This window comes from Micromonospora peucetia, assembly GCF_900091625.1.
Taxonomy (GTDB): Bacteria; Actinomycetota; Actinomycetes; order Mycobacteriales; family Micromonosporaceae; genus Micromonospora; species Micromonospora peucetia.
This window is the reverse complement of the sequence record NZ_FMIC01000002.1, coordinates 4,362,381-4,387,214: the sequence shown is the minus strand read 5'-3', so window position 1 is coordinate 4,387,214 and position 24,834 is coordinate 4,362,381. Positions and strand designations below refer to the sequence as shown.

Sequence of the window (24,834 nt, the reverse complement as noted above, 5' to 3'; positions counted from 1 at the left end):
CAATCCTGCCGGTAGCTTTCCGGACCAAAACAAGCCCAGCGCTGGTCGAACGGGATGACGATCTCGGCTCTGGCAGTCGCGCAGGGCCACCCCTGGCCAGCGCTGGAGATGCTCCTATGGTCAAGTCCGGGTTGCTGCGGCTACCCGCCGATGGGGAAGTCGCGGATGGTGTGCCAGCCGTTGGGTTCCGGCGTCCCGGCGATGAGCCGGACCGTGTCGACGGTTGCGCGGATCGGCAGGAACCCGGCGACCGCATCGGCTGCTTCGATCAAGGCCTGTTTCGGTGCGTCATGGCCAATGGTCAAGTGCGGCACGACGTCGGTGTGCACCCCTTCGTACGGCGGCGCCTGAGGAAAGCGCCGCCATACCGCGGTGGTCAGCGCACGAAACGGATCGTCAGGAGTGGGAGCCAGCCAGACCACGGTGTCGCCGAACCACCGCACGCTCGTGAAGTCGGCCGTGAACGGGGGGATGGATGCAACGACATCGCCGATGGTGCTCTGCCCCCCGTCATCGAGCTCCTCCGGGGCCAGGAACGGATACAGAACAGTGACGTGTGCCGGCACGCCCCAGCTCGCGGCTCTGTCGAGCACCGCCCGCCATCGGCTTACGGCCTGCTCCGCCTGCGGTATGGGCACGATCAGCGCTGTCTGCGTGGGTGGCATCGTTGAAGTTTCCGACTTCGACCCGGTCATGGTCCACTCGGTATCGGTCGGCTGTTGACGCCGCTTGTCGAATTGGTCGCTGCGGCCACGGCGCCGGCCGGTGAGCCGCGGTGAGGGCTGTGAAGACCTCGCGGGCAAGGTAACGCTTGATGCAGCGGATGATCTCGCGTTTGCTCTTGCCCTCGGCCGTGCGCCGGGCCGCGTAGGCGCGGGTGCGTCCGTCGTAGCTGAGTCGGCCCAGGGCCAGGACGTAGAGGGCGCGGTTGGCGTCTCGGTTGCCGCCGCGGTTGAGCCGGTACCGGTTGGTCTTGCCGGACGAGGCCGGGATCGGCGCGACTCCGCACAGGTGCGCGAACGCAGACTCGTTGTGCAGCCGGTCGGGGTTGTCGCCGGCTGCGGCCAGCAGCGCGCCGGCGGTGTCGGCTCCGACGCCCTTGATCGCCATGAGCTGCGGCGCCGCCTGGTGGGCGAGCTGCTCGATCTGGGCGTCGAGCGTGGTGATCTCAGCCGTGAGCTGCTGGTACCGGGTGGCGAGGGACTTGAGTGCCAGCTTGCTGGCCGCCTCGATCCCGGCGAGCTGACCGGGCCGGCACCGCGTCACCGAGGAGAACGGATGACCGCCCCTCAACCGAAACCCTTCGCCTTCTACGGCCGCGTCTCGACCGAGGACAACCAGGACCCCGAATCGTCCCGGAGCTGGCAGCTCACGCGAGCGACCGCACTTATCCAGCCCCACGGCGGACGCATCGTCACCGAGTACTTCGACATCGGCCAGAGCCGCTCCCTCCCATGGCAACGCCGGACCCAGGCCAGCCTCCTTCTCGCCGCGCTGCGCGACCCACGGCGCGGGTACTCCGCCGTCGTCGTCGGCGAACCCCACCGTGCCTTCTACGGCAACCAGTTCGGCCTCACTGTGCCGCTGTTCGCCCACTACGGCGTCGAACTCTGGGTGCCCGAGATCGGCGGCCCCATCGACCCCGACAACGAGGCACACGAACTCGTCATGTCCGTCTTCGGCGGCATGAGCAAGGGCGAACGCAACCGGATCAAGCTTCGCGTCCGTACCGCCATGACCGCTCAGACCCTCCTCGAAGGCCGCTACCTCGGCGGACGCCCACCCTACGGCTACACCCTCCACGACCTCGGCCCCCACCCCAACCCCGCCAAGGCCGCCGACGGCAAACGCCTCAAGGGCCTCACTCCCGACGACCACACCGCGCCGATCGTCCGGCGGATCTTCGCCGAGTTCCTCACCGGCATCGGCCTCTTCGCCTCGCCGAAGGACTCACCGCCAACCACGTACCGTGCCCGTCAGCACACGACCGCGCCCGCAACCCCCACCGCAGCGGCATCGCCTGGTCCAAGAGCGCCGTCCGCGTCATCCTCACCAACCCCCGCTACACCGGGCGACAAGTATGGAACAAGCAACGCACCGACGAGGTGCTACTCGACGTCAACGACGTAGCAATGGGCCACACCAGCATCATGCGCTGGAACACCCGAGACAAGTGGGTGGTCTCCAAGGACATCACCCACGAACCACTCATCGACGACGCGACCTTCGAACAGGCCCAAACAATCCTTCAAAGGCGCGGACGGGGAACCGGCGGTCAACACGTCAAGCAGCGCACCCGCAACCCGTACGTCTTCCGCGGCCTGATCTACTGCGCAGCCTGCGACCGACGCATGCAGGGCCAGTACAACCACGGCAACGCCTACTACCGCTGCCGCTTCCCCCAGGAGTACGCCCTCGCCAACCAGGTCGACCATCCCCGCAACGTGTACCTGCGCGAGGACGCCCTCACCGATCCGCTCGACACCTGGCTGGCCTCCGCCTTCACACCCCACCGCATCGAACAGACGATCACCGCGATGGCCGACGCCCAACCCCTGGATCATCCGCCCCATCTTGCCAGGGCAACCCAGGCAATCATCACCGAATGCGACGCCAAGCTGGAGCGCTACCGAGCAGCCCTCGACGCTGGCGCCGACCCGGCCGTGGTCACCGAATGGATCACCCAAACCCAGACCGAACGCGCCCGCGCCGAAGCCGACCTCCACGCGAAGGCGGGCAACAGCCCACGCCGCATGAGCCGAGCAGACATCACGAGCCTGGTGACGGCGCTCGGCGACATCACCACCGTGCTCCGCGTCGCCGACACTGCCGACAAGTCCGAGGTCTACCGGCAACTCGGGCTCCGGCTCACCTATCAGCCGGAAACACAAACGGTGCGCGCCGCAGTGGATCTCAGCGCGCACCGTGGGGTAATGGTTCGTGTCCGAGGGGGGATTCAAACACAAATTCACGGCGTCCATGCTCAGCATGGGCACTCATGCCGTAATCCTATAACAACCATGGAGCTGAGCGAGCCGGGCCTGTCTCGCCAACGGTGTTTCCGGCGATCTTGGTTAGTAGGTTTCAGCGGCTGGGAAGCGGTCGCTGAAGGTGATGGCGAAGGCGTTCAACGCGGGTTTCCAGCGCATCGTCCATCGGGTTCGTCCTGCTCCGGTAGGGTCCAGGGACCTAGTTACCAGGTACAGACACTTCAACGCGGCCAGCTCGTTCGGGAAGTGGCCGCGGGCCTTCACGGCCCGCCGGTAGCGGGCGTTCAACGACTCGATCGCGTTGGTCGAGCAGATGACGGTGCGGATCTCCAGGTCGTAGTCGAGGAACGGGATGAACTCCGCCCACGCGTTGTCCCACAACCGGATCACTGCCGGATACCGCCCGCCCCACTTCTCGGCCAGGTCGTCGAACGCTGCTCTGGCCGCGTCAGCGTTGACGGCGGTGTAGATCGGCTTGATGTCCCGCTTCAACTCATCCCAGTACCTGCGCGACGTCAGCCGGAACGTGTTACGGATCAGGTGGATGATGCAGGTCTGCACCACCGTCTGCGGCCACACGTTCGTCACGACCTCGGGCAGCCCTTTCAACCCGTCGCAGACGAGGAAGAACACGTCCTTGACGCCCCGGTTACGCAGGTCGGTCAGCACGCTCATCCAGAACTTCGCACCCTCTCCACCGGTGCCGGCCCACAGGCCGAGGATGTCCTTCTCCCCGTCGAGGGTGACCCCGATCGCGGCGTAGAAGGGCCGGTTCGCGACCTGCCCGTCGCGGACCTTGACCACGATGGCGTCGATGAACACCGCCGCATAAATCTCGTCCAGGGGCCGATGCGACCAGTCGGTCATCTCCTCGATCACCTTGTCGGTGATCCGGGAGATCGTCTCCTTCGACACCGACGCCCCGTAGATCTCCGCGAAGTGGGCCGAGATCTCCCCGGTCGTGAGGCCTTTGGCATACAGCGACAACACGACCTCGTCGACCCCCGACAGGCGCCGTTGCCGCTTCCGCACGATCTGCGGCTCGAACGTGCCAGCCCGGTCCCGCGGCACATCGATCTGCACCGGCCCGGTCGTGTCGGTCAACACCGTCTTCGACCTGGTGCCGTTACGGATGTTGCCCGACGACCCGGCGTTGGCCTGGTCATGTTTCTCGTAGCCGAGGTGCTCGGTCATCTCCTCGTTCAACGCGGTCTCCAAGACCGTCTTGGTCAACTGCTTCAGCAGCCCGTCCGGGCCGGTCAGCGACAGCCCTTGTTCCTTCGCCGCCCGGACCAACTCGGCGGCGGCCTTCGCCTCCGCCGACGGCTCCGGCTGCCTCTTCCGTCCGGTCTGGTCGTTCAGTGTCGCGGTCATCACGGAACCCTCCTCACCAGGCACAACGCCCGATGGGTCAGGCCGGAAACACCGTTAGATCCACAGACCCGTCTCCGGACCGGCCTCTGAGAACGCGTCGACCCGTTCGGAGGCGTCCGGCAGGGACAACACGATCACCCCGTGTGCCTCCAGCAGCCGCACCATGTGCGGCACCGGTCCGTCGTCGAGGCCCAGCTCCCGGCGTGCCGCCGGCGCGACCGCGCGGATGTCCTCGGCCCTCGCCGGTTCTGGCCAGTCGAGCTGCGGCAGTCGCAGGCGTAGGACCTGCGGCAGGGTGGGGCGAGCGCCCCACCCTGCCGTTGAACTCAGCCGATCTGCAGGGTCACGTCGTCCAGCACGAAGCTGGTCTGCAGGTAGGCGTCCTCGGTGCCGGTGAAGGTCAGCGTGACCGTCTGGCCGGCGTACGCGCCGAGGTTGACGGTGCGCTGCGTGTAGCCCGTGGCAGCGTTCATGTTGGACAGCGACGCCACGGTGGTGCCGTTGGCCTTGATCGTGAACACGTCGTAGGCGAGCGCCCCGTACTCGTTCGTGTCGATGTGCAGCCAGTAGGTCAGCACCGCACTGGTGCAGCCCGACGGGATGGTGACGGTCTGGCTGATGGCCTCGGTCGCGGTGTAGCCGTAACCGCCGAGCCACGCGTACCGGGTGCCGCTGCGCGGCACCTGCCCGATAGAGGTGCCGATCGCGCCGGTGGAGCCGGTCCACGGCGAGGTGCCCCTCTCGAACCCTCCGTTGACGATCAGCTGGGCGGCGGTACAGCCGCCCGGTCCGCCGGGCACGGTCAGCGTGTACGTGGTGCTGTGCGACACCGACCCCGTGCCGGTGATGGTGATGGTGTAGGTGCCGCCGGCCACCGACGAGCCGACCGCGATGGTGGCGGTCGACGAGCTGCCGGAGGTCACCGACGACGGGCTGAACGAGACCGTTACGCCCGTGGGGGCGCCGCTGGCGGTCAGGGTCACCGTCTGGGCGCTGCCCGAGGTGGTGACGGTCCCGACGGTGGTCGTGGTGCTGGACCCCGCGTTCACGGTGCCCGACGAGGGGCTGGCCGAGATCGAGAAGTCGTTGGTCGGCGTCGAGGTGCCGACCGCCCGGTTCCACAGCGTGTAGGCGATGCCGTCGGCAGCCCGGTTCAGCGCGGTGGCGTCAATGTTGCTGAGGGTGTCGCACGAGGAGTGATAGCAGGAGTCGTAGGACTGACCGGCCGTGCCGCCCCACTTCGACGCCTGGGCCGACGTCTTGGTGGCGCTGGCGCCCATCGCGTAACCGGAGGTCGGGATGCCCGCGTTCTGGAACGAGTAGTCGTCGGAACGGCCCTGGCCCTCGACGTTCTCCTCCGGCTGCAGGCTGAGGGAGTCCCAGTACGCCTTCATCGGCTGCGACGCGGTCGAGGTGATGTTGTTGATGAAGTAGCCGCCGTTCTTCGACGCAATCATGTCGAAGTTGTAGTAGGCCTTGATCGCCGTTCGCTGGGTACTGGTCAGCGAGTTGACGTAGAACTTGGAGCCGTTGAGGCCCTGTTCCTCGTCGGTCCACCAGCCAAAGCGGACCTTGTTCAGCATGGTCGGGTTCTGCGCGGCCAGCGCGAGGGCGACCTCGAGCAGCGCCGCCGAGCCGGAGCCGTTGTCGTTGATGCCCGGACCGACCGAGACGCCGTCCAGGTGGGCGCCGAACATATAGACGTCGCTCGCGTTACCGCCCGGCCACTCGGCGATCAGGTTCGGGCCTGCACCGCTGGTGCAGCCGGAGGTGCAGGGCTGCTCGGTGACAGTGAAGCCGGCGGCCTGCAGCTTGCCCTTGACGTACGCCACCGACTGCAGGTAGCCCTGGCCGGTCGAGCGGCGGGTGCCGCCGTTGTTGGTGGCGATGGTGCTGAGCTGTGTCAGGTGCGCCTGCACGTTGGCGACGTCGATGTCCGGCGCGGTGCCACCGGGGGTGCCGCCGTTGACCGTGAGCGTGTACTGCGCGGTGTGGGTGACCGAACCGGTGCCGGTCACGGTGATGGTGTACGTGCCCGCAGCCGCACTGGAGGTGGTCGCCACCGTCATCGTGGAGCTGTTGCCCGACGTCACCGACGTCGGGCTGAACGACACGGTGACCCCCGACGGGGCACCCGAGGAGGTCAGCGACACGGTCTGCGCGCTGCCGGAGACGGTCGCGGTGTTGACCGTCGCGGTGACCGAGGAGCCCGCGTTGACGCTGCCCGAGGTGGGGCTGACCGAGACGGAGAAGTCGGTGCTGGAACCGGTGCAGGTCGGGTCGCCGGTCTGGGCCGGGACCGCGACCGCGTTCCACGCGTCCTTGGTCCGGTTGAACAGGACGCACGAGGAGTCCAGGTTCTTCGCGGCGGTCAGGGTCGCGGTGCGGTACTTCTTGTGGGTCATGCCGGAGGTCTTCAGCAGCATGCCGCCGTAGAAGATCTTTCCGGCGGACTGGATGCCCACGCCGGTGACCGACGACGGGCCGCCCGAGCAGATGGGGCTGTTCGGCTTGCCGCCGCCTGGCGCGCTGCCCTCGGCGAGCAGGTAGAACCAGTGGTTGAGCGGACCTGCGGCCGCGTGTACCTCGGTGTTGGGAATCGACGAGGAGTAACAGTTCGGGTGGCCGCCGACCAGCGACGGGTCGTACATGTTGCGGATCGGGCCGTCGCCGACGAGGTCGATTTCCTCACCGACCAGGTAGTCGGGTTCGTCGTAGGCGCTGGACTGGTTGGCGTATGCCTCGGTCAGCGCGCCGAAGATGTCGCCGGTGGCTTCGCCGAGGCCGGCTTCGGAGCTGGTGCCGCCGGGGGTGTTCTGGTCCATGCCGTGGCCGAACTCGTGACCCACCACATCCATCGAGGAGATCCAGTTGCCCGTCGAGTTCTTGCCGATCGTGATCGTCGAGCCGTCCCAGTAGGCGTTCTGCTCGTTCAGGCCGACCTTGATCGGCCAGCTGCCGCCGTTGCCGTTGTGCCCGTTGCGGCCCAGCCAGGCCGACAGCATCTCCCATTCCTTCTGCGCCGAGTACAGTGCGTCGACGCAGCCGGTCTCCTTGCTTGTGCCCACTCCGTTGCCCCAGCTGTCGTCGGCGCCGGAGAAGACGGTGCTGGTGCTGTAGTCCTGGCAGTTCAGGCCGGTGCGCGTGGTGTCGCGCAGGTAGTACGTGCTGCCCGACTGCGACGTGGTGATCGACAGTGGGCTGGGCCCGTTCCACTTGCCGGTGCCGGAACCGGCCGCGGCGTCCTCCTGCTTGGCCAGCACCTGGCCGTTGCGCGCGTCCACGAAGACATGCAGGTGGCTGGGCGCCGAGGCGGTGCGCCCGGCGACGACGACCTCCCACGCGAGTCGCGCGGTGCTGTCCTTGACGTGCACCACGAGGGTGCGCGACTCGACCCGGTCGACCTTGGTGAGCAGGCCCTTGGCGGTCTGCTCGGCGCGGTCGGCGGCGACCGTCGGCACGACGGAGACGTTGATCTTCGTCTTGGTGGCGGCCGAGATCGCCCGGATGGCGCCCCGGGCGTCGGCGAGCACGGCGGCGTCGCCGCCGACCACCGGCAGGCCCCGGTAGGTGCGCTCGTAGGCAATGGAGAACAGGCCGTCCACCCACGGGATCACCATGCGACGGTCGTACTGCTCGAAGGGGCCTTTCGCCAGCGCGTCGTGACCGCCGTCGGCGGCGCGGTCGGCTGCAGAGATCGCCAGCGACAGCGGGCTCTGCGCCACCGTCGGTGTAGGGGGCGGGGTGGCTGCGGTCGACTGGGTGGCCACCCCAGTCACGGTGCCCAGGGTAAGCGCAACCGCGACAGCGGCCGCCACGGCAGTTCTTCGATACATCGCAATCCTCCCGCCGAGATGGGTTGAGGGGTGTGGCAGCAGGGCCCGTGTTGATGGGATCTCCGGCAACCGGTGACAGCTCGGCTTTGGCGATGACACTAGGAACGGCGGAGGCTGGCCGAAATCAGGGCAACCCCTTGCTCTGGTGCGCGAAGGCCCGTCGGGCGCACTATGACCCGGTGCCAGATTCTGCAACGGCAGTGAATGCGCATCAGGGGGCCACCGGCACCATGCTGCCGGTGGTACCGGGCGTCGTCCACGGCGCCCGTCGGGTGGTGCTGTTCGGTCCGCCCGGGATCGGCAAGACCGCTGCGGCCGGTGTACTCGGGCAGCAGCTGGGCTTGCCTGTCCTAAAGCTGGCTCCAAGCCCGCAGGACGCCCGGGTCCCCTACACCGGGCTGCTCGAACTCGCACTGGCCCTCCAACCGCTGCCGGCCGCGCGGGAACTCGCGACCGGGATCGACAAGGCCGTTGGAGTGCCGGGCTCTGCCGATCCCGCCGGGACCGCTCTACGGCTGCGCCGGTTGACCGCCACCCTGCTGCTGGACACCCCGCCTCTGACACTGGTGGTGGACAACGCCCAGTGGCTGGATACGGCCAGCGCGGCCGTCTTGCGTTGGGCACTGCGTCTGGCTCCCGACCTTCCCGTCATAGCCGCAGAGCGAACCTGGCGCCCGGGGAGCGAAGGCCACTGGTGCGGCGAGGACCCGTGCGCGGTCCGCATCCCGGCGCTGACACCCGATCAGGTCGCGACCCTGCTGTCGCCGTACCGGCTAACCCCCTACCAGGTCACGCAGGCCCACATCCGCAGTGGAGGGAACCCGGCCCTAGCCCTCGCATTCGCCGGGGCCTGCGGCCTCACCACCGACCTGCCGGCCGCTCAGGGTCTCGTAGACGACCTGGTCCTACCGCCGGCCGCCCGCCGACTGGTGAACGGATGGCTGGGCACTGTGTCGGCCGAAGTTCAGGAACTGTTGACGGTCGCCGCACTCGACGACCGGCCCGACCGCGAACTGCTGAGCCGCCTCGCCGGCCCGCCCGCCGAAAACCTCCTGGCCGAGGCCGAGGCAGCCGGACTGATCAACATCGGGCAGGTCGACGGGAAGATCCGGTTCGCCGCCGCCGCGATCGGCGCCGAACTCGCGGCCCGACCGCCAGTCGCCACACGCAGGCTCCTGCACGCCCGCCTGGCCGAAGCCAGCCGCGACAGCATCCGCCGCGACCGTCACACCACGCTGGCGGCCGACACCAACGACCCGCAGTCGGCCGACTGCGCCGACCGCGCCGCCGACCGCGCCCGGCTGCGCGGAGAACCCGCACTAGCGGCCGAGCTCTCCCTGCTCGCCGCCGAACGCACCCCGGAAGCCGACGCCGACCTGCTCACCGAACGGGCGCTGACCGCCGTACGCGACGCCGCCCACAACGGCGACCTGCCCCGCGGCCAGGCTGCCGTCCGCCTCGTCCTGAACCACGACAGCAGCCCCGCCAACCGCGTCAACGCCCTCATCACCCTGATCGACTCAGGCGGACAGCACCTGTACAACGGCGACAAGCTGTTCGCCGACGCACTTCACGAAGCGGCCGAACATCCGGACCTGACCGCGCAGATCCTCGTCCGCCAGGCGATCTGGGCCAACGTCAACGGCGATCCCGACCGGGCATGCGCCCAGGCCGCCCGGGCCGCCAGTCTCGCCCGGAACGCTGGCGACACAGCCACCACCGCCATGGCCCTCACGATGCAGGCACGCATCCAACGCATCCTCGGCCGCCCCCAAGCCGACACCACGCTCGGCCACGCCCTGTCCCTGCCACGCAGCCCTCACATCCCCCTCAACGCCAGACCGGAACAGCTCTCCGCCCGGCACGCCATCTTCGACGACCGTCTGGACGAAGCCCGCAGCGCACTGCTGCCCCTGCTCGTCGAAGCCGAGCGGACCGGAGACGCCGAAGGCACCGTGGATGTCCTGCGCAGCCTCGCCGAAGTTGAGATACGCGCCGGACGGTGCGGACTGGCCCTCAACTACGCCGGCCGCGCCCTGTCGCTTACCGACAGAGCCGCCTTGGACCCCGCACCGGCCTGCTACACCTCCGCCCTAGTCGAGGGCACCGCCTCGTGCACCGACTCCGCCCTCGCTCACGCACGCCGCGGGGCGGACACCTCCCGCCGAGAGGACAACAAGGTCTTCCTCTCCCGAAACCTCTTCGTCCTCGGGCATCTTCTCCTGGTCACCGGGCGTCCGAAAGAAGCCCTGGAGGCGCTGGAAGAGGTCCGTGCACTTGAAAAGCACCAGCAGGTCCGCGACCCGTCCATCCTGCGCTGGCACGCCGACCTCGCCCAATCTCTCATCTCCCTCGGCTACCTCGACCAAGCCCGCAAGCTGCTGACCGACACCCGTCGCACCGCGACTGATCTAGGTAGAAGCTGCGTCCTCCCCGCGCTCGACCGCTCCCAGGCACTCCTGGAAGCCACCCTGGGCAACTACGATGCGGCCGCCGACCGCCTCGCCGCCGCAGCCGACCGCCTCCGCCACCTACCCATCGAACGTGGTCGAACCCTGCTGGCCCTCAGTCAAACCGAACGGCGCGGACGCCGACGCGCCAGCGCCCGCACCGCGGCGCAGAGCGCCGCCGACCTCTTCAGCACGCACCAGGCACACCCCTGGATCGAAGCCGCCACCCGCACCCTCCACCAACTGGAGCCCGTCCCCGCGCACGGCAGTACGCTCCCCCGCCTCACCTCCGCCGAACAGCGCTGCGTCGAGTTCGCCGCCAGCGGAGCGAGCAACCGCGACATCGCCACCGCCCTCACCATCAGTGTCAAGACAGTCGAAGCACACCTCACCCGTGTCTACCGGAAGCTCGGCATCCACTCCCGCATCCAACTCGCGCACCTTGCAGCCCTGACGGCAGCGCCGGCAGAAACCCTGCGTCCGGGACTGCACAAATAACGACCCTGTCTCACATTTGGTGACCATCACACCGGAGGTCCCCGACGTGTACTTCCTGTACGTCCGCAGCAGGACTACGGACGGGCTGCCCTCGGACGAGGGCTGGATTCTCCTCTGGGTGCCGCAAGCAGGCTGACGACGAAGGAAACGCCGGGCGGTGGAGCCCGGCGTCCCCTTCTGCCTCTACCGGGTCAGCGACGGCCGACCGTCAGGACCGGCTTGGGTGACCTCGGCGGCGGTCGGGCTGCTGAGCAGAACGTTTCGCCGCCGACTCTGCTGTCCTCGCCGAGAGCGCGGAGCAGCACCCTCTTGCCGATGCCTGCCGGGCCGAGCAGCAAGACGCCACCACGGTCGGCCAGAGCGAAGCGGATGCGGGTCAGCAGCTCCGCGCGCCCGACGAGTTCGGGTCCGGCCAGCCGGTGATCGGATGCAGACACGCGATCGGGACCTCTCCGAGGACATCCAATGCACGCACTTCGACAGCTATGTGGGTTTAGCCGTCTCGCCAGGTTGGGGTGGTTTCGGAGGTGAGGCGTTTGGCGATGTTGTCGACCGTGGCGATGGTGATCATGCTGGCGGAGTTGTTGGGTCGGGCTTCGTAGGCTGCTGTACCTGGAGCGTATGGGCGAGCGCACCAGAGTTCAGGAAACTTGGGACGGGTGGATCTGCGTGCTCCGACCATCTACCGGTGCGCGAAGACGAACCCGCCCTCGACGTTCGGGGCGGGGTGGTGCACCATCTCGGCCTCGACGGTGAAGCCGGCGGCAAGCAGCCAGGCCGCGATCCGCTCAGGCGAGCGGCGGTGTACGTAGACGTTCATCGGGTGGCCGCCGTAGCCCTCCGTCTTGAGCCGGCTGCCCTGGCCGGCGTGGAATCCGAGCAGTATGGTTCCGCCGGGCCGTAGCACCCGGTGGAACTCGGCCAGGACTGCGGGTACGTCGTCGTGTTCTGTCTAGCGCTGCGGCTGCGGTGCCGGGCGACCCGGCAGCGCGTACCCGGTCTCCCGGGCCAGCCGCGTCGCCTGGCCGTCCAGCCGCGCTGCCTCGGCCGTGTCCGCGGACCGCTCCGCGAGCCGGGCGAGGAGATAGGACGCCCGAATCTCAAGCGGCCGATAGCCCGAGCGGGTGGCCAGGCCCAACGCCGCCCGCCCGTGTCGCCCGGCGGCCTCCGGGTCGCCCCCGGCCAGCTCGGCGGCGGCGAGGCTGGTCAGGGCCGTCGCCTCGCACCAGCAGAATCGGGTACGCCGGGCAAGTTCGAGGGACCGGCGGTGCTGCTCGGCCGCCTCGCCCGGGTGTCCCAGCGCCAGCAGCACCCGCCCCAGCGCGTCGGCAGCCCACGCCTCGGTGCCCGCGTCGCCGATCTCCCGGGTCAGCGTCACCGCCCGCTCGGCGTCGGCACGGGCCAGCTCGGCGCGATCCGTGTCGCTCCAGAGCACCGCACGGCCGGCCAGGGCGGTCGCCTCACCGTACCGGTAGCCGAGCTCCCGATTGGCGGCGAGCGCGCGGGCGTAGAGATCATCCGCGCCGTCCGGGTCGCCCCGGTCCCGGTGCACGTTGGCCAGGTCGACCAGGAGCACGGCCACGTTGTAGTGCGCCCCGGCCCGCTCCCCGCGTTCCAGTGCGGCCCGGAAGTGGGCGTCCGCCTCCGCGAACGCGCCGAGCTGCCAATGCGAGAACCCGAGGTTGGCCAGGGACATGGCCTCCCCGCCGTCATTGCCCGACCGGCGGTTGAGCGCCAACGACAGGCGGGCGCAGTCGATCGCCGCGTGCGGGTCGCCGAGCCGCTGGTGCACCGCGCTGAGGTTGTTCAGGATCCCGGCCCGTCCCTCCTGCCAGCTGTCCGCGTCGCTGCACCGCAGCCCTTCGAGCAGGTGCTCGCGGGCCTCCTCGTACCGGCCGCTGTTGACCTGCACGAGCGCGATGCTCTGGTGCATCGCGGCCTGGGCGCGGGCGTCACCGTCGGTCTGGGCGGCGGCCAGCGCCACCGTCGCCGCGTTCAGCCACTCCTCCCGACGACCCCGCTGGTGGAAGTAGGCGCGCAGCGCGTCGGTGAGATGCCAGGCGTACCGGCGGGGACCGCACCGGGCGGCCTCTTCGACCGCCGCCGTAAGGTTCGCCCACTCGGCATCCAACCAGGCCAGGGCGGCGTCGGTGTCGGGGAAGGGGTCCGCTGCCACCGGCCGCGGCAGCCGCACGAAATGCGGAATGACCCGGCGGCCCGCAGTGTCGGCCGTGTCCAGGTAGTGGTCGAACAGCCGCCTCCGGGCCACCCCGCGGGCCGCCTCGTCGTCCTCCGCGGTGAGCCGGTCCACGGCGTACCGGCGCAGCAGGTCGTGGAAGCGGTAGCGCTCGCCGGGGTGTCGCTCCAGCAGGTGCGCCGCCGCCAGGGCCCGCAGTCGCCGGGTCGCGGTGGGCACCGGCACGCCGGCGACCGCGCCGGCCGGGCCGGCGGTGATGCTCGCCCCGGGCACCAGGCCGAGGCGGCGGAACAGTTCCCGCTGCGGCCCGGACAACACCCGGTACGACAGGGCGAACGCCTTCGTCACCGCCCCCTCCTCGGCGCCGTCGACGGTCAACCCGGCCAGCCGGTCCCCGTCGGCCAGCTCGCGGACCAGGCCGGCGACGTCCGCCCTGCCGGCCGACTGCACGTTGGCCGCGGCGATGCGCAGGGCCAGTGGCAGGTGGCCGCAGAGCCGAGCCAGCTTCGCTACCGCCGCCGGGTCGGCCCGCACGGCCGCCGCACCCAGCAGCGTCGCCAGGAGACGTACCGACGCCACCGGGGTGAGTACGTCCAACGGGAGCAGCCGGGCGTCGGCGCGAACCACGAGGTCACCGAGGCGGTGCCGGCTGGTGACGAGCACGGTGCCGCGGGACGGGATGAGCGGCAGCACCTGGTCGGCGTGGCGGGCGTTGTCCAGCACCAGCAGCATGTCCCGACCGGCCAGTAGCGAGCGGAGCAGCGCCGTTCGGCCGTCCAACCCGTCCGGCACCGCCCTCGGGTCGACCCCGAGCGCGGTCAGCAGGTGGGTCAGCGCCGTCTCCACCGGCATCGGCTCCCGGTCGGCGTCGAAGCCACGCAGGTCGAGGTGGAGCTGCCCGTTCGGGAACTCCGCGCGGACCCGGTGGGCCCAGTGCAGCGCCAGGGCGGTCTTGCCCACCCCGGCGGTGCCGCTGATCACCCAGATCCGGGTACGGCCGGCCGGCTCCGCCAACCCGGCGTCGAGCCGTTCCAGCTCGGCGTCCCGTCCGGTGAGGGTCGTGCTGCTGTGCGGCAGCCCGGCGGGGCGGACGAGCGCGGAGCGGTCGTCGCCGCCCGGTCCGGCGACGTCGGCGGGCGGCCCCAGCGTCGGGTCGGCGCGCAGGATCCGCTCCTCGAGGCGGCGCAGCGCCGGGGCCGGGTCGAGGCCGAGTTCGTCGGCGAGCCGATCGCGTACCTGCCGGTAGGTGGCCAGCGCCCGGTCGGCGCCGCCCTCCCGGTACAGGGCCAGCATGAGCTGACCGACCAGCCGCTGGCGTCCGGGTTGCCGGGCCACCGCGTCGGTCAACTCGTCGGCGACCTGCCGGGAACGCCCCCGCCGCAGCAGCACGTCGGCCCGATCCTCGACCGCCGTCCAGCGGGCCTCGCGCAGGCCGGCGCAGAGCCGGTGCCGCACCTCCTCGTCGGCCACGTCGGCGAGCGGCTCCCCCCGCCACAGCGCCAGCGCCTGGTCGAACAGGGCCACGGCGTCGTCGCCGGCCGCCCGCGCCCGCGCGACCATGTCGGTGAACCGGTGCGCGTCAACCGCCAGCGGGTCGACCCGGAGCAGGTAGCCGGGCGCACGGCCGATCAGTTCCACCGGCACCCCCGCCTGCCGCAACGCGGTGCGCAGCCGGGAGACCAGTGCCTGCACGGTGCCCCGGGCGCTGCGCGGCGGCGCCGGACCCCAGACCAGGTCGATCAGCCGATCCACCGCCACCACCCGGTCCGGCTCCAGCAGCAGCGTCGCGAGAACGAGGCGAGGCTGGCGCCCACCGAGGTCGACCTGGACGCCGTGCGCCCACACCTCGACCGTGCCCAACACCCGGAACTCCACCGCCACCTCCCCACCGGCGAGTATGACGGTCCGCAGTGGACGAGCTGCAAGCCGGTTGCAAGCATCCTGCATCCACGGGTGTGGACCGTGTATCCCGTCCTGATCTGGCGGCCCTTCGGCCGTTCGGTCGGGACGCGCGGCCGGCACCGGCCGCGCCTCACCTCGAAAAGGGAGAACGGCGAGTGGAGAAACTCAGGCGTCCCGGCCTACGCCGGCTGGGCCTGACGGCGGCAGGGGCCGTCGCGGTGGCCGCGCTCGTGGCGGCCGTGGGTGTCGGCCGGGCCGACCCCGGCGTGCGCTACGACACACAGCCCGAGGCGCTTGCCTTCGGCAAGGAGATGTACGACTTCCAGACCGTCGAGCAGATGACCGCCACCTCACACCTGGTGGTCTTCGGCACGGTCACCTCGGTGGAGCCCGGCCGGCTGGCCAGCGCCGACGAGGACCCGGCGGCGGTTGGCGGTGACATCCGGCTGCGGACGGTGACGATCAACCAGTACGATGTCCTGCACAACCCGAAGAACCTGATCATCCCGCCGTCCATCACCCTCGAGGAGGAGGGCTGGGACGAGGAGGGGCGCGGCTACATCTCCAACAACGTGGCCTGGAGTGCGGTGGGCGACACCGGCTACTTCTTCCTGCGCCGCGCCGCCGGCACCAGCAGCCCCTACACCTACCAGCTGGCCAGCTCCGACGGGCGGCCGCTGGTGGTCGACGGCGCGCTGCGGCCCAGCAACGCGGAGAACGAGCTGGCCACGTCGATCACCACGATGGCGCCCTCGTTCCTGAACAACACGGTCGTCGCGGCGAGCGGGCAGGTCGCCGCCGGCACGCTGACCGAGTCGATGCCGACCGCGGAGCTGCCGCAGCCTCCGGAGGAGAGTGGGGAATGAAGCGCACGACGATCGTCCTCGGTACCACGCTGATCGCCGTGGTGGCGTTGGCGCCACCGGCCATGGCCGGGCACGGCGGCAAGGCCAACAGCGGCAAGCCGGACAACAAGGAACAGGCGGTGGAGTCGAACTCGCTGACGAGCGCCGGCAAGGCGGCGGTCTCGCACGGCCGGGCTCAGCTCGACCGCTCGCAGATCAACACCTCGACCGGCGGCGGGGACATCCACGTCTACGACAAGTCGTACTCCAGTTCTTGGTACGGGCAGACGACCTGCACCGACACCAACTGGTGGAACGGGCTGTGCGACCAGTACGACGTCAAATTCAACACCCGGACGATGAGCGGCAAGTCCACGGGCTACTGGCAGAGCCTCGGCTGTCACGAACTCGGGCACACCGGCTCGCTGGGCCACCGCTCGAAGAGCGCCGACACGGACAACAACTCGTGTATGCGCAGCGAGATCTGGCCCAAGAACTTCGACAGCCATGACATCACCGCGATCAATGACAACGTCTGATCGTCGTCTGCTGTTCTCCGGTGCGGCGGTGGTCGCGGTGGCCGCCACCGCGCTGGGCGGGTGGTGGCTGTCTCGGCCGGATCTGCCCTCGGACTGGTCGGGCCGGAGCCAGTTCTGCGCCGAGGCGCAGACCTTCGCTCTGGTCAACCAGAGCGAGCTCACCAGTGAGCAGCGGGTCGAGGCGATGGCCGCCCTGATCCGCTCCGCACCACGGGAGCTCACCCCGGACCTGGAGCGGCTCGCCGGTGCACTGGGGGGACCCGAGCCCACCACCCCGCACGACCACGGCCCGACCGGATCGAGCCCGGAGGCGGCCGGTCACGACGCCGGCACGGCCGCGCACGAGCACGACGCCGCGTCCGCTGCGGAGGCGGCCGTGCCGAACGGCACGGCGGTGAAGGCGAGCGGACGCCGCGCGGGGGAGTTCATCGAACGCACCTGCGGGGTCAACCTGCCCAACATCCGCACCTGAGCTGCGGACTCCGCGGGTGGGACGTCGTCAGACGGTTCGCCATCGGGGGGTGTCCCTATGGGTTTGGTCAAGCGGTGATCGGTGTTGTTGGGCGGGGTTGGTAGGGGATCTTGTTGCGGAGCATGGCGTGGAGGACGTCGCAGCGGCGGCGGGCGAGGCAGATGAGGGCGGCGTTGTGGCGTTTGCCTTCGCCGCGTTTGCGGTCGTAGTAGGCGCGGCTGGTGGGCGGCCGGCCCGGGCCACGCGTCCGGGCCGGTCGGGCCGTCAACCGTCGCGGCTTGTCGCCGCAGGTCAGCGGCCTACGTCGGCGTGGAGCGCTTCGCGGCGGTTCGGCCGTCCAAGCCAGTCGTCGATCTTCACGTACAGTGCGGTCAGAAGGGTGTTGAGGTCTGTCGTCACAAACGAATCCTCAACACCCTTCGCCTATACCGCAGCCCCAGGGGTCGTTAGGACTTACTCGTCTAGGGAATCGAACCCCTAGCCTTTTGATCCGTGGGCCTTCCACTGGTCGATGAGGGCCGGCAGTTCCCGCCACAGGTAGTCGTAGAAGTCCCGCATCTCACCGAGACGGCGGCCAGCGACGCTGTCTTCGCCGGTGGCCGCGATGCCCTGCTCAGCAGCCTCTCGCATCACCCTCACCAGCTGGTTCTGCTCCGACATCAGCGTCGCCCAGGCGCCTTCGCGGAAGCGGAAGTGTTCCCGGCGGCTGCCAGGGGCGGGCACCTTCTCGATCAGTCCGACCGAGGTGAGTGACTTCAGCGCCGTGGAGACGCTACCCGAGCTGATGATGAGCAACTCGGTGATCTCGCCCGCGGTCAGCGTGTCCTGCTCGGTGAAGAGCAGTGCCGCCAAGACCCGCGCGGTCATCCGCTGCCTCCCCCCTTGAGTCAGGGCCAGGGCAAGGTGCTCCGCCGGCCGCCCCGTTGTTGATCGACGCCGCCCTCGGCGCATTTGAGGAATCGCTGCAGCTTTACTGGCGTGCCGACGTCCATGCCGCAGCGGATGTGGGGCGTTATATCACCGAACGGACTGCGGGCACGTACTCGTACTTCAACCTGGTTGTCTACGAACCGCTGCGGCTCGCGATCGAGGCCGGCGCCGCAGCATCTGGTGCTCGGTCGCGGAAGCCTCGAGGCGAAGCTCGCGCGAGGTGCCGAACTGCTGCGGCTGACCAGCGTCGCCGTTCCACTGGCACGATAAGCAAGAGATAAAGGCAACCATGTCTGGCGATTCATTGCACAACTGGTCACCATCTGGCGGACGGCGCTGAAGAACGACGCGCTCGGCGCGGAGAGCGATTTCGTGGATTTCGGTGGCACGTCACTGACAGCGGTGCGTATCCGGGCTCTCATCCGGACGGATCTGGCGAGGGACGTCGATCTGCTCGACATCCTCGACTTCCCTACTCCGACGGCGTTGGCTCCCGTCGTCACGGCAGCGCCCAACTGGACCGAGTAGCCGGTCAGGTGGCCAGCGCCGCCGCCAGGCCCGCGATCGTCGGATAGCGGAACAGGTCCAGCAGCGCCACCTCCCGCGACAGCCGACGGGACAGCTCCGTCTGCACCTTCAGCATGCCGGCCGACGCACCGCCGCAGTCGAAGAAGTTGACCTCCGGCCCTGCGGGTCGCGTGCCAGCACCGTGCTCCAGACCTGCGTGATCGTGGCCACCAGCGCGGCGGCTCCCTTGACGGGAGAGGCCGGCGCTGCGGTGGCGGTCTTCGCGATGTCCGAGAGCCGGGCCATGTCCGGCTTGCCGTTCGGGGTCAACGGGAACGCCGGCATGACCATCACCCGGCTGGGCACCATGGTGTCCGGCAGCCGTTGCGCGAAGTGCCGGATCACGGTGTCGCTGGTCAGCGCCCCCGGGTCGCCCTCCACGAAGGCGATGACCTCGGTCGACGACGATCGGACCGCCATCGTCACCACGCAGTAACGCCACCGCCCGCCGTGCCGCGTCGTCCTCGGTCACCGCCCCGACCGGATCGTCCCGCCGCTCGCCCCGCACCACAACACCCAGCACCCGCCCGATGTCACCCACAGCCAGGATTCTGCAACGCTGTGCAGCTCCGCGCCATAGTGACGCGTGATACCTCCAGCGACAACCGACGCCCGGGGCGAGCCGAGCGGAGTGGCTACAGGCGTTCGGGCGGACACCTACCGGGACCACGCCAGCATCAGGCCGTCCACACCACCCTCACGCAGTTCGGTGACCATACCACCGAAAGCATGGGGAATTCGATATTGACCGATGCGCCTATGCCTCTTCCCAGACTCTCCCGCGACGGACGACGATCTCGACATCGATCGATGCGTAAGCATCTCGGATTGGGAGGTCGATTTGAGATCAGCCCTTGCGCTGGCCAGCATCACCGCGCTGGTCAGCAGCGGTCTCGTGGTCACCGCCACGAGTGTGTCCGCCGCCCCGCCACCCACGCCGGCCCCCGCGCTGGTCACCGCCGCCGACGCGGCGCTGAAGGGGAACGCCCGGACCGTCAAGGCCTCGGCGAAGGACCGGTACGCCGTCCACAGCAGCAAGCGGGACGCGAACGGCGGCGGCGTGGTCCGCTACACCCGCACGTACGACGGGCTCCGCGTCTACGGCGGGGACTTCGTCATTCGCACCGAGGCCGACGGCGACTTCGCCGGCAGCTCGGTCGGCCTGACTGCCCCGCTGAGCCTCGGCACCACCCCGAAGGTCAGCGCCGGACGGGCCCAGAAGGCGGCGACCGCCGAGTTCTCCGGCAAGGTCACCGCCACCGGCGAGGCGGAGCTGTTCGTCGACGCCAGCAGCGGGACGGGGCGGCTCGCCTGGGAGACCGTGGTGACCGGCTGGGCGCCAGACGGGCAGACCCCCTCGAAGCTGCACGTCATCACCGACGCGCTGACCGGCACACTGATCGGCTCGTACGACGAGATCGAGTCCGTCACCGGCAGCGGCACGGGCATCTACACCGGCGCGGTCAGCGTCGACACCACGCTCTCCGGCAGCACGTACCAGATGATCGACCCGGTGCGCGGCAACGGCCGTACCTGTGACATGAACAACGGCACGTCGACCTGCACCACGTTCACCGACGCCGACAACGTCTGGGGCACCGGCGCCAACACCAACCGGCAGTCCGCCGGCGTCGACGCCCACTTCGGCGCCGCGATGACGTTCGACTACTTCAAGAACGTGCACGGCCGCAACGGCATCTTCGGCAACGGCGCCGGCGTGCCGAGCCGGGTGCACTACGGCAACGCCTACGTCAACGCCTTCTGGGACGGCGCCCAGATGACCTACGGCGACGGCTCCGCCAACTCCCGCCCGCTGGTCTCCCTCGACGTGGCCGGCCACGAGATGAGCCACGGCGTCACCGAGGCCGTCGCGGGCCTGGTGTACTCCGGCGAGTCCGGTGGCCTCAACGAGGCCACCAGCGACATCTTCGGCAACATGGTCGAGTTCTACGCCAACGCGCCGAGCGACCCGGGCGACTACCAGGTCGGCGAGAAGATCAACATCAACGGCAACAACACCCCGCTGCGCTACATGTACAACCCGACGCTGGACGGCTCGTCGCACGGCTGCTGGTCGACCGGCACCAACGGCATCGACGTGCACTACTCCTCGGGCGTGGGCAACCACTTCTTCTTCAACCTGGCCGAGGGCACCGGCGCCACCGCGTACGGCACCTCGCCGCTCTGCGGCACCGCTGCCCCGATGACCGGGATCGGCCGGGCGAAGGCGGAGAAGATCTGGTTCCGCGCCCTGGACGTGTACTTCGTCTCGAACACCCGCTACGTGAACACCGCCCAGCCGACGAACACCGCGCGGCTACACACCCTGTCGGCCGCCACCGACCTGTACGGCCTCTGCAGCACCGAGTACAAGGCGGTGATGGCCGCTTGGACCGCGGTGAACGTGGTTGGCTCCGAATCCTGTGCCGCCAACGACTTCTCCGTCTCGGTCGCCCCGGCGTCGCTGACGATCGACCCGGGCGCCTCGGCCACCACCACGGTCAGCACCGCGGTCATCCGCGGCACGGCCGAGCAGGTGACCTTCTCGACCGGCCCGCTGCCGGCGGGTGTGACCGTCTCGTTCAACCCGCCGTCGGTCACCGCCGGTGGGTCGACCACGCTCACGGTCAGTAGCACCGCCACGGCCGGCAGCGGTTCCTCCGCGATCACCGTGATCGGTACCTCCCCCTCGGTCGCCCGCACGAGCACCCTGAACCTGACGGTGAACGGGCTGCCGGGCTGCTCCGGCACGAACGGGACCGACGTGACGATCCCCGACAACACGACGGTGGAGAGCGCGATCGTGATCAGCGGCTGCGCGGCGACCCCCTCCACGACGAGCAAGGTCGAGGTGCACATCGCGCACACCTACATCGGTGACCTCGTGGTCAGCCTCGTCGCACCTGACGGCAGCGCGTACGTGCTGCACAACCGCTCCGGCAGCAGCACCGACAACATCGACCAGACCTACACCGTGAACCTCTCCACGGAGACCGCGAACGGGACCTGGCGGTTGCGGGTCCAGGACGCGGCGAGCATCGACACCGGCTACCTCAACAGCTGGACCCTGACCCTCTGACCGTACCGGCGTGAAAGCGGGCCACCCCGGTCGTCCGGGGTGGCCCGCTCCGCGCGTTCAGTCCCGGGCCGGCGCCACCCCGGCCCGTTCGGGCAGGTCCTGTTCCGCGGTTCCCGGACGTTCGACGCGGGTGGGGTTGCCGCGTACGAGCTCATCGTGGATCTGCCGGCGGGCGGCGGTGGCGGCGCGCCGTGCCGCCTCGTCGCCGTGCTCGATGCGTTGTCGCAGCAGTTGCAGGGCGAGGCGGCGATTGAGGCTGAAGTGCCGCTCGGTGTCCACCACGACGACGATCCCCGAGGGGCGGTGGGTCGCCCGCACCGCCGTGCTGGCCTTGTTCCGGTGCTGACCACCGGGCCCGCCGGTGCGGCAGGCGACGATGTCGACATCCGCTTCCGCGAAGGTCGTACGCGTGGTGTCGACCTGGCACGGTTGCGCGATGACGTACCAGTTCTTTCGGCCGGTGTTGGCCCGGTAGGGGCTGGGGCCCTGCCAGCACAGGGTTCCGGTCCACGAGGCAGCGAAGGCCCCGGCGGCGGCTTCGGAGGTCCGGACCAGGACCGATCGGTAGGTGCCGGGCCGCTCACCGGGAACGGTCTGCACCCGATCAGTCCGCAGATTCTGCCGGGTGGCGTCGGCTTCCAGGCGGCGCAGCAACCGGGCCAGCGCCCAGGCGCACTCCTGCGGGCCGCGCCCGGCCGACAGGAGCAGGTGGGTGTTCACGGCCGGCCTCGCTCGCGGCGGTGGTCCCTGCGATCCCGACGAGGTGTCGACCCGAGGTCGGGTGTCTTGTAGGTGACCAGGGGCACCGTGGTGGCCACGGGCGTGGCCAGGTCGTGGTCGACAAGGTCGGCGATCACCTGCTCGATGCGTTTGTAGGCCGTTGGTGCCTCCTCGAAGAGCAGTGGCGGTCGCCGCACACCACCAGCGACCCCACCGGCGTGCGGCGCAGCTTCTCGACCGTGTGCTTGGCCCGACCCCGGCGCAGGGCGTCGGCGCGCGACATCTTGCGGCCCGCTCCGTGCGCCACGGAATGGTTGGCATCCGGCCTGTCGGTTCCGCCTGAGAAAACTGGCTCTGTCTCACTTTCGGCTCTTTCTCACATTCGGTGGTGACAGAAAGCAGTTCCGGCTGCGGCAATATGACATCGCAGGTCAGGGGGCTGCGAGCGTGTCCAGCCACTCGGCGAACTGCAGTTGCAGCTCCTTCCCCGAAGCTGGCCAGCTCAGGCACATGAGGGCAATCCCGGGGCATCTCTGCCTACTACCGAATGTCGCCACCGAAAGTGAGCCAGAGCCTTTAGATCCACAGACCCGGGTGTGGTCCGTTGGACAGGACGTTGATCCTGTCCGGGAAGGACCATGTCATGGCAGACAAGAAGAACGCTGTTCAGCTTCCGCGGCCGACGGCGGTGGAGGTGGAGTTCGCTCAGCAGTTGGTCGAGCGGGCGAAGGCCGACGGGGTGTCCCTGGTCGGGCCTGGTGGGTTCCTCGCAGGGATCACTCGGACCGTCCTGGAATCAGCGCTCGACGCCGAACTGGATGCCCATCTTGACGAGGCCGGCGTTGATGAGACGACCGGCCGGCGGGCCAACGTGCGTAACGGGCATGGGGCGAAGACGGTGCAGACCGAGGTGGGGCCGGTGCGGATTCAGGTTCCGCGGGATCGGGTCGGGTCGTTCACGCCGCGGATCGTGCCGAAGCATGCCCGCAGGTTGGACGGGTTCAACGAGGCGATCCTGTCGCTGTATGCCAAAGGATTGACGACCGGGGAGATCTCCGCCCATCTGGCTGACGTGTATGACGCCGAGGTGTCCCGGGAGTTGATCAGCCGGGTCACCGACAGCGTCCTGGACGAGATGGAAGCCTGGCGGCAACGGCCCCTGGACCGGATCTATCCGGTGGTGTTCATCGACGCCCTGGTGATGAAGATCCGCCAGGGGCAGGTCGCGAACCGGCCCGTCTACGTCGTGGTCGGCATCAGCCTCGACGGGGAACGTGACGTGCTGGGCATGTGGGCCGGCAGCGGCGGCGAAGGCGCCAAGCAGTGGGCCGGCTACCTCACCGAACTCCGCAACCGCGGCGTCGAGGACGCGTTCATGGTCTGCTCCGACGGCCTCAAGGGCATGACCACCGCGATCGAGCAGGTCTGGCCGCAGGCGGTGCACCAGCAGTGCGTCGTCCATTTGGTGCGGGCGTCGCTGCGCTACACCAACCGCAAGGACTGGCAGAAGATCATCCCCGCGTTGCGGGAGATCTACACCGCCCCCACCGTCGCGGCCGCGGAGGCCCGTTTCGAGGCGTTCGCCGCCGAGTTCTGAACGGTTCTCCTGCTGAAGGATTAGCCCTATCCGCTCATCACCACACCAGGCATGCCCGGTCAGGGCCGTTTAGTCAAGGTATTCCAGGGACTTGACGGGGCCGTGGCTAGGCGGCCATGTTGAGAAAGAACTTTTCGTGATCGCCACCCGGGGCGCCAAACTGGCAGTTGACTACCCCACCGCCACCGTTGGTGGAGGCCGTCACCCCGAAGCCGACCAGGCGCAGAAACGAATTCGGAAACAACGTCGACTCGAAGGAGAACGAGCCACCTGCCTGCGGGAGAAGCTTGAACGTCTCGTGGGTACCCACGTGGACCTGGCAGTTGACGGTCCCACCGCCCGGCCCACCGGGGATCTGCGGCAACTCGGCGGCGTCCATACGCAGATACACGTTCGAAAAGGTCGCCGACGCGAAGGCGAACGAGCCGTCGGCCTGCGGGAGAACCTTGAACTTCTCGTAGGGTCCCGCGCCAAATTGACAGTTGACGATCCCAGTGCCAGACCCGTTCCAGGTCGTCACCCCGGTGCCGTCCATGCGCAGATACACGTTCGGAAAGGTCGTCGACAGGATCGTGATCGGTGTGTTTCCGGGCGCCGCGAGGTCCGCCACTGACAACGGCATGAGAGGTCCTCTCTTTCTTCGGGAATTCTCACTCACGATAGTCGGATCGTCACGGAGAGATAAACCATGGCGTTTGGCGAAGGGCGAACGTAACGACGATGGTGGACGGATGTGACAATACCGAAATGCAACACCATGCCGGGATTCTCCCGAGCGGCGAGGACTGGCGGTGCCGGTTGGCCAGAGCCGAGAGCGAGCGCGATCAGCGTCGCGTCT

The 24,834-nt window shown here is 69.1% G+C and carries 18 protein-coding genes and 5 pseudogenes; 9 read left to right on the top strand and 14 right to left on the bottom strand.

Going from position 1 to position 24,834, the window contains the following annotated elements:
* Window positions 1–140 precede the first annotated feature (140 nt).
* Together GA0070608_RS20300 and GA0070608_RS33535 are read right to left on the bottom strand one after the other, a co-directional pair.
* Window positions 141–695, bottom strand: a complete 555-nt coding sequence (locus tag GA0070608_RS20300) for a 2'-5' RNA ligase family protein (RefSeq protein WP_245715850.1) — start codon at window positions 693–695, stop codon at window positions 141–143.
* Window positions 696–927: 232 nt separating this feature from the next.
* Window positions 928–1,110, bottom strand: a pseudogene (locus GA0070608_RS33535) (transposase); the annotation flags it as partial.
* Between the two features lie 168 nt (window positions 1,111–1,278).
* Here GA0070608_RS33535 and GA0070608_RS33530 point away from each other — a divergent pair.
* Both GA0070608_RS33530 and GA0070608_RS33060 read left to right on the top strand, forming a co-directional pair.
* A pseudogene (locus GA0070608_RS33530) lies at window positions 1,279–1,683 on the top strand (recombinase family protein); the annotation flags it as partial.
* Window positions 1,611–2,408, top strand: a pseudogene (locus GA0070608_RS33060) (recombinase family protein); the annotation flags it as partial. The pseudogenes GA0070608_RS33530 and GA0070608_RS33060, both read left to right, overlap by 73 nt.
* Window positions 2,409–3,074: 666 nt before the next feature.
* Here the strand turns inward: GA0070608_RS33060 and GA0070608_RS20285 are convergent.
* Together GA0070608_RS20285 and GA0070608_RS20280 are read right to left on the bottom strand one after the other, a co-directional pair.
* Complete coding sequence (locus tag GA0070608_RS20285) at window positions 3,075–4,364, bottom strand: IS256 family transposase (RefSeq protein ID WP_091630145.1); 1,290 nt, start codon at window positions 4,362–4,364, stop codon at window positions 3,075–3,077.
* 326 nt (window positions 4,365–4,690) lie between these two features.
* Window positions 4,691–8,200: a M28 family peptidase gene (locus GA0070608_RS20280; RefSeq protein WP_091630144.1), complete on the bottom strand. Its 3,510-nt coding sequence runs from the start codon at window positions 8,198–8,200 to the stop codon at window positions 4,691–4,693.
* A 92-nt stretch (window positions 8,201–8,292) separates the two neighbouring features.
* Here GA0070608_RS20280 and GA0070608_RS20275 point away from each other — a divergent pair, with 92 nt between their 5' ends.
* Window positions 8,293–11,148: a helix-turn-helix transcriptional regulator gene (locus tag GA0070608_RS20275; RefSeq protein WP_218107532.1), complete on the top strand. Its 2,856-nt coding sequence runs from the start codon at window positions 8,293–8,295 to the stop codon at window positions 11,146–11,148.
* Window positions 11,149–11,339: 191 nt separating this feature from the next.
* Here GA0070608_RS20275 and GA0070608_RS20270 read toward each other — a convergent pair whose 3' ends face one another.
* The 3 genes from GA0070608_RS20270 to GA0070608_RS20260 form a co-directional block, all read right to left on the bottom strand.
* Window positions 11,340–11,585: a P-loop NTPase family protein gene (locus GA0070608_RS20270; protein ID WP_091630143.1), complete on the bottom strand. Its 246-nt coding sequence runs from the start codon at window positions 11,583–11,585 to the stop codon at window positions 11,340–11,342.
* A 245-nt stretch (window positions 11,586–11,830) separates the two neighbouring features.
* Window positions 11,831–11,968: a hypothetical protein gene (locus tag GA0070608_RS34340; RefSeq protein ID WP_393159672.1), complete on the bottom strand. Its 138-nt coding sequence runs from the start codon at window positions 11,966–11,968 to the stop codon at window positions 11,831–11,833.
* A 132-nt stretch (window positions 11,969–12,100) separates the two neighbouring features.
* Window positions 12,101–15,220 (bottom strand): AfsR/SARP family transcriptional regulator, encoded by a 3,120-nt coding sequence (locus GA0070608_RS20260; protein ID WP_091635606.1) that lies wholly within the window; start codon window positions 15,218–15,220, stop codon window positions 12,101–12,103.
* 182 nt (window positions 15,221–15,402) lie between these two features.
* Between GA0070608_RS20260 and GA0070608_RS20255 the strand changes: the two genes are divergently transcribed.
* Genes GA0070608_RS20255 through GA0070608_RS20245 form a run of 3 tightly spaced genes read left to right on the top strand, consistent with a single transcriptional unit; the run spans window position 15,403 to window position 17,103 of the window.
* Complete coding sequence (locus GA0070608_RS20255; protein WP_091630142.1) at window positions 15,403–16,113, top strand: hypothetical protein; 711 nt, start codon at window positions 15,403–15,405, stop codon at window positions 16,111–16,113.
* Window positions 16,110–16,631 (top strand): hypothetical protein, encoded by a 522-nt coding sequence (locus GA0070608_RS20250; protein WP_091630141.1) that lies wholly within the window; start codon window positions 16,110–16,112, stop codon window positions 16,629–16,631. The genes GA0070608_RS20255 and GA0070608_RS20250 overlap by 4 nt, the downstream gene beginning before the upstream one ends.
* Entirely contained in the window at window positions 16,618–17,103 is a 486-nt protein-coding gene (locus GA0070608_RS20245; RefSeq protein ID WP_141719504.1) for a hypothetical protein, read from the top strand. Before GA0070608_RS20250 ends, GA0070608_RS20245 begins: the two co-directional genes overlap by 14 nt.
* A gap of 67 nt (window positions 17,104–17,170) precedes the next feature.
* On the opposite strand, the pseudogene GA0070608_RS20240 reads toward GA0070608_RS20245, so the two are convergent.
* Together GA0070608_RS20240 and GA0070608_RS20235 are read right to left on the bottom strand one after the other, a co-directional pair.
* A pseudogene (locus GA0070608_RS20240) lies at window positions 17,171–17,329 on the bottom strand (IS110 family transposase); the annotation flags it as partial.
* A 251-nt stretch (window positions 17,330–17,580) separates the two neighbouring features.
* A complete protein-coding gene (locus GA0070608_RS20235) occupies window positions 17,581–17,970 on the bottom strand; it encodes a GbsR/MarR family transcriptional regulator (protein WP_245715849.1) in 390 nt (129 codons plus the stop codon).
* Between the two features lie 366 nt (window positions 17,971–18,336).
* Between GA0070608_RS20235 and GA0070608_RS34335 the strand changes: the two genes are divergently transcribed.
* Window positions 18,337–18,561 (top strand): acyl carrier protein, encoded by a 225-nt coding sequence (locus GA0070608_RS34335; RefSeq protein WP_091630137.1) that lies wholly within the window; start codon window positions 18,337–18,339, stop codon window positions 18,559–18,561.
* Window positions 18,562–18,565: 4 nt separating this feature from the next.
* On the opposite strand, the gene GA0070608_RS32145 is transcribed toward GA0070608_RS34335, so the two are convergent.
* Together GA0070608_RS32145 and GA0070608_RS32140 are read right to left on the bottom strand one after the other, a co-directional pair.
* Window positions 18,566–18,676 carry a hypothetical protein gene (locus tag GA0070608_RS32145; RefSeq protein WP_141719622.1) on the bottom strand — a complete coding sequence of 37 codons (111 nt, stop codon included), beginning with the start codon at window positions 18,674–18,676 and terminating at the stop codon, window positions 18,566–18,568.
* A complete protein-coding gene (locus GA0070608_RS32140; RefSeq protein WP_141719503.1) occupies window positions 18,670–19,020 on the bottom strand; it encodes a hypothetical protein in 351 nt (116 codons plus the stop codon). The genes GA0070608_RS32145 and GA0070608_RS32140 overlap by 7 nt, the downstream gene beginning before the upstream one ends.
* A gap of 421 nt (window positions 19,021–19,441) precedes the next feature.
* Between GA0070608_RS32140 and GA0070608_RS20220 the strand changes: the two genes are divergently transcribed.
* Window positions 19,442–21,679 carry a M4 family metallopeptidase gene (locus GA0070608_RS20220; protein WP_245715848.1) on the top strand — a complete coding sequence of 746 codons (2,238 nt, stop codon included), beginning with the start codon at window positions 19,442–19,444 and terminating at the stop codon, window positions 21,677–21,679.
* Between the two features lie 57 nt (window positions 21,680–21,736).
* Here GA0070608_RS20220 and prfH read toward each other — a convergent pair whose 3' ends face one another.
* Window positions 21,737–22,399, bottom strand: a complete 663-nt coding sequence (gene prfH / locus GA0070608_RS20215) for a peptide chain release factor H (RefSeq protein ID WP_091630134.1) — start codon at window positions 22,397–22,399, stop codon at window positions 21,737–21,739.
* Window positions 22,396–22,718: pseudogene (locus GA0070608_RS20210) on the bottom strand (RtcB family protein); the annotation flags it as partial. The pseudogene GA0070608_RS20210 and the gene prfH, both read right to left, overlap by 4 nt.
* A 324-nt stretch (window positions 22,719–23,042) precedes the next feature.
* Here GA0070608_RS20210 and GA0070608_RS20205 point away from each other — a divergent pair.
* Window positions 23,043–23,996, top strand: coding sequence for an IS256 family transposase (locus tag GA0070608_RS20205; protein ID WP_245715847.1), 954 nt, complete (start codon window positions 23,043–23,045; stop codon window positions 23,994–23,996).
* A 106-nt stretch (window positions 23,997–24,102) separates the two neighbouring features.
* Here the strand turns inward: GA0070608_RS20205 and GA0070608_RS20200 are convergent, their stop codons facing one another.
* Window positions 24,103–24,618: a fascin domain-containing protein gene (locus GA0070608_RS20200; protein ID WP_091630133.1), complete on the bottom strand. Its 516-nt coding sequence runs from the start codon at window positions 24,616–24,618 to the stop codon at window positions 24,103–24,105.
* Between the last annotated feature and the right edge of the window lie 216 nt (window positions 24,619–24,834).

What these genes read in the sequence shown, in the direction of transcription:
- GA0070608_RS20200 (WP_091630133.1), bottom strand. Translation starts at nt 24,618, where the DNA reads ATGCCGTTGTCAGTGGCGGACCTCGCGGCGCCCGGAAACACACCGATC.
- GA0070608_RS20280 (WP_091630144.1), bottom strand. Translation starts at nt 8,200, where the DNA reads ATGTATCGAAGAACTGCCGTGGCGGCCGCTGTCGCGGTTGCGCTTACC.
- GA0070608_RS32145 (WP_141719622.1), bottom strand. Translation starts at nt 18,676, where the DNA reads ATGCTGAAGGTGCAGACGGAGCTGTCCCGTCGGCTGTCGCGGGAGGTG.
- GA0070608_RS20250 (WP_091630141.1), top strand. Translation starts at nt 16,110, where the DNA reads ATGAAGCGCACGACGATCGTCCTCGGTACCACGCTGATCGCCGTGGTG.
- GA0070608_RS34340 (WP_393159672.1), bottom strand. Translation starts at nt 11,968, where the DNA reads ATGAACGTCTACGTACACCGCCGCTCGCCTGAGCGGATCGCGGCCTGG.
- GA0070608_RS20235 (WP_245715849.1), bottom strand. Translation starts at nt 17,970, where the DNA reads ATGACCGCGCGGGTCTTGGCGGCACTGCTCTTCACCGAGCAGGACACG.
- GA0070608_RS20245 (WP_141719504.1), top strand. Translation starts at nt 16,618, where the DNA reads ATGACAACGTCTGATCGTCGTCTGCTGTTCTCCGGTGCGGCGGTGGTC.
- GA0070608_RS20300 (WP_245715850.1), bottom strand. Translation starts at nt 695, where the DNA reads ATGACCGGGTCGAAGTCGGAAACTTCAACGATGCCACCCACGCAGACA.
- GA0070608_RS20285 (WP_091630145.1), bottom strand. Translation starts at nt 4,364, where the DNA reads ATGACCGCGACACTGAACGACCAGACCGGACGGAAGAGGCAGCCGGAG.
- GA0070608_RS20205 (WP_245715847.1), top strand. Translation starts at nt 23,043, where the DNA reads ATGGCAGACAAGAAGAACGCTGTTCAGCTTCCGCGGCCGACGGCGGTG.
- GA0070608_RS32140 (WP_141719503.1), bottom strand. Translation starts at nt 19,020, where the DNA reads ATGGCGGTCCGATCGTCGTCGACCGAGGTCATCGCCTTCGTGGAGGGC.
- GA0070608_RS20275 (WP_218107532.1), top strand. Translation starts at nt 8,293, where the DNA reads ATGACACTAGGAACGGCGGAGGCTGGCCGAAATCAGGGCAACCCCTTG.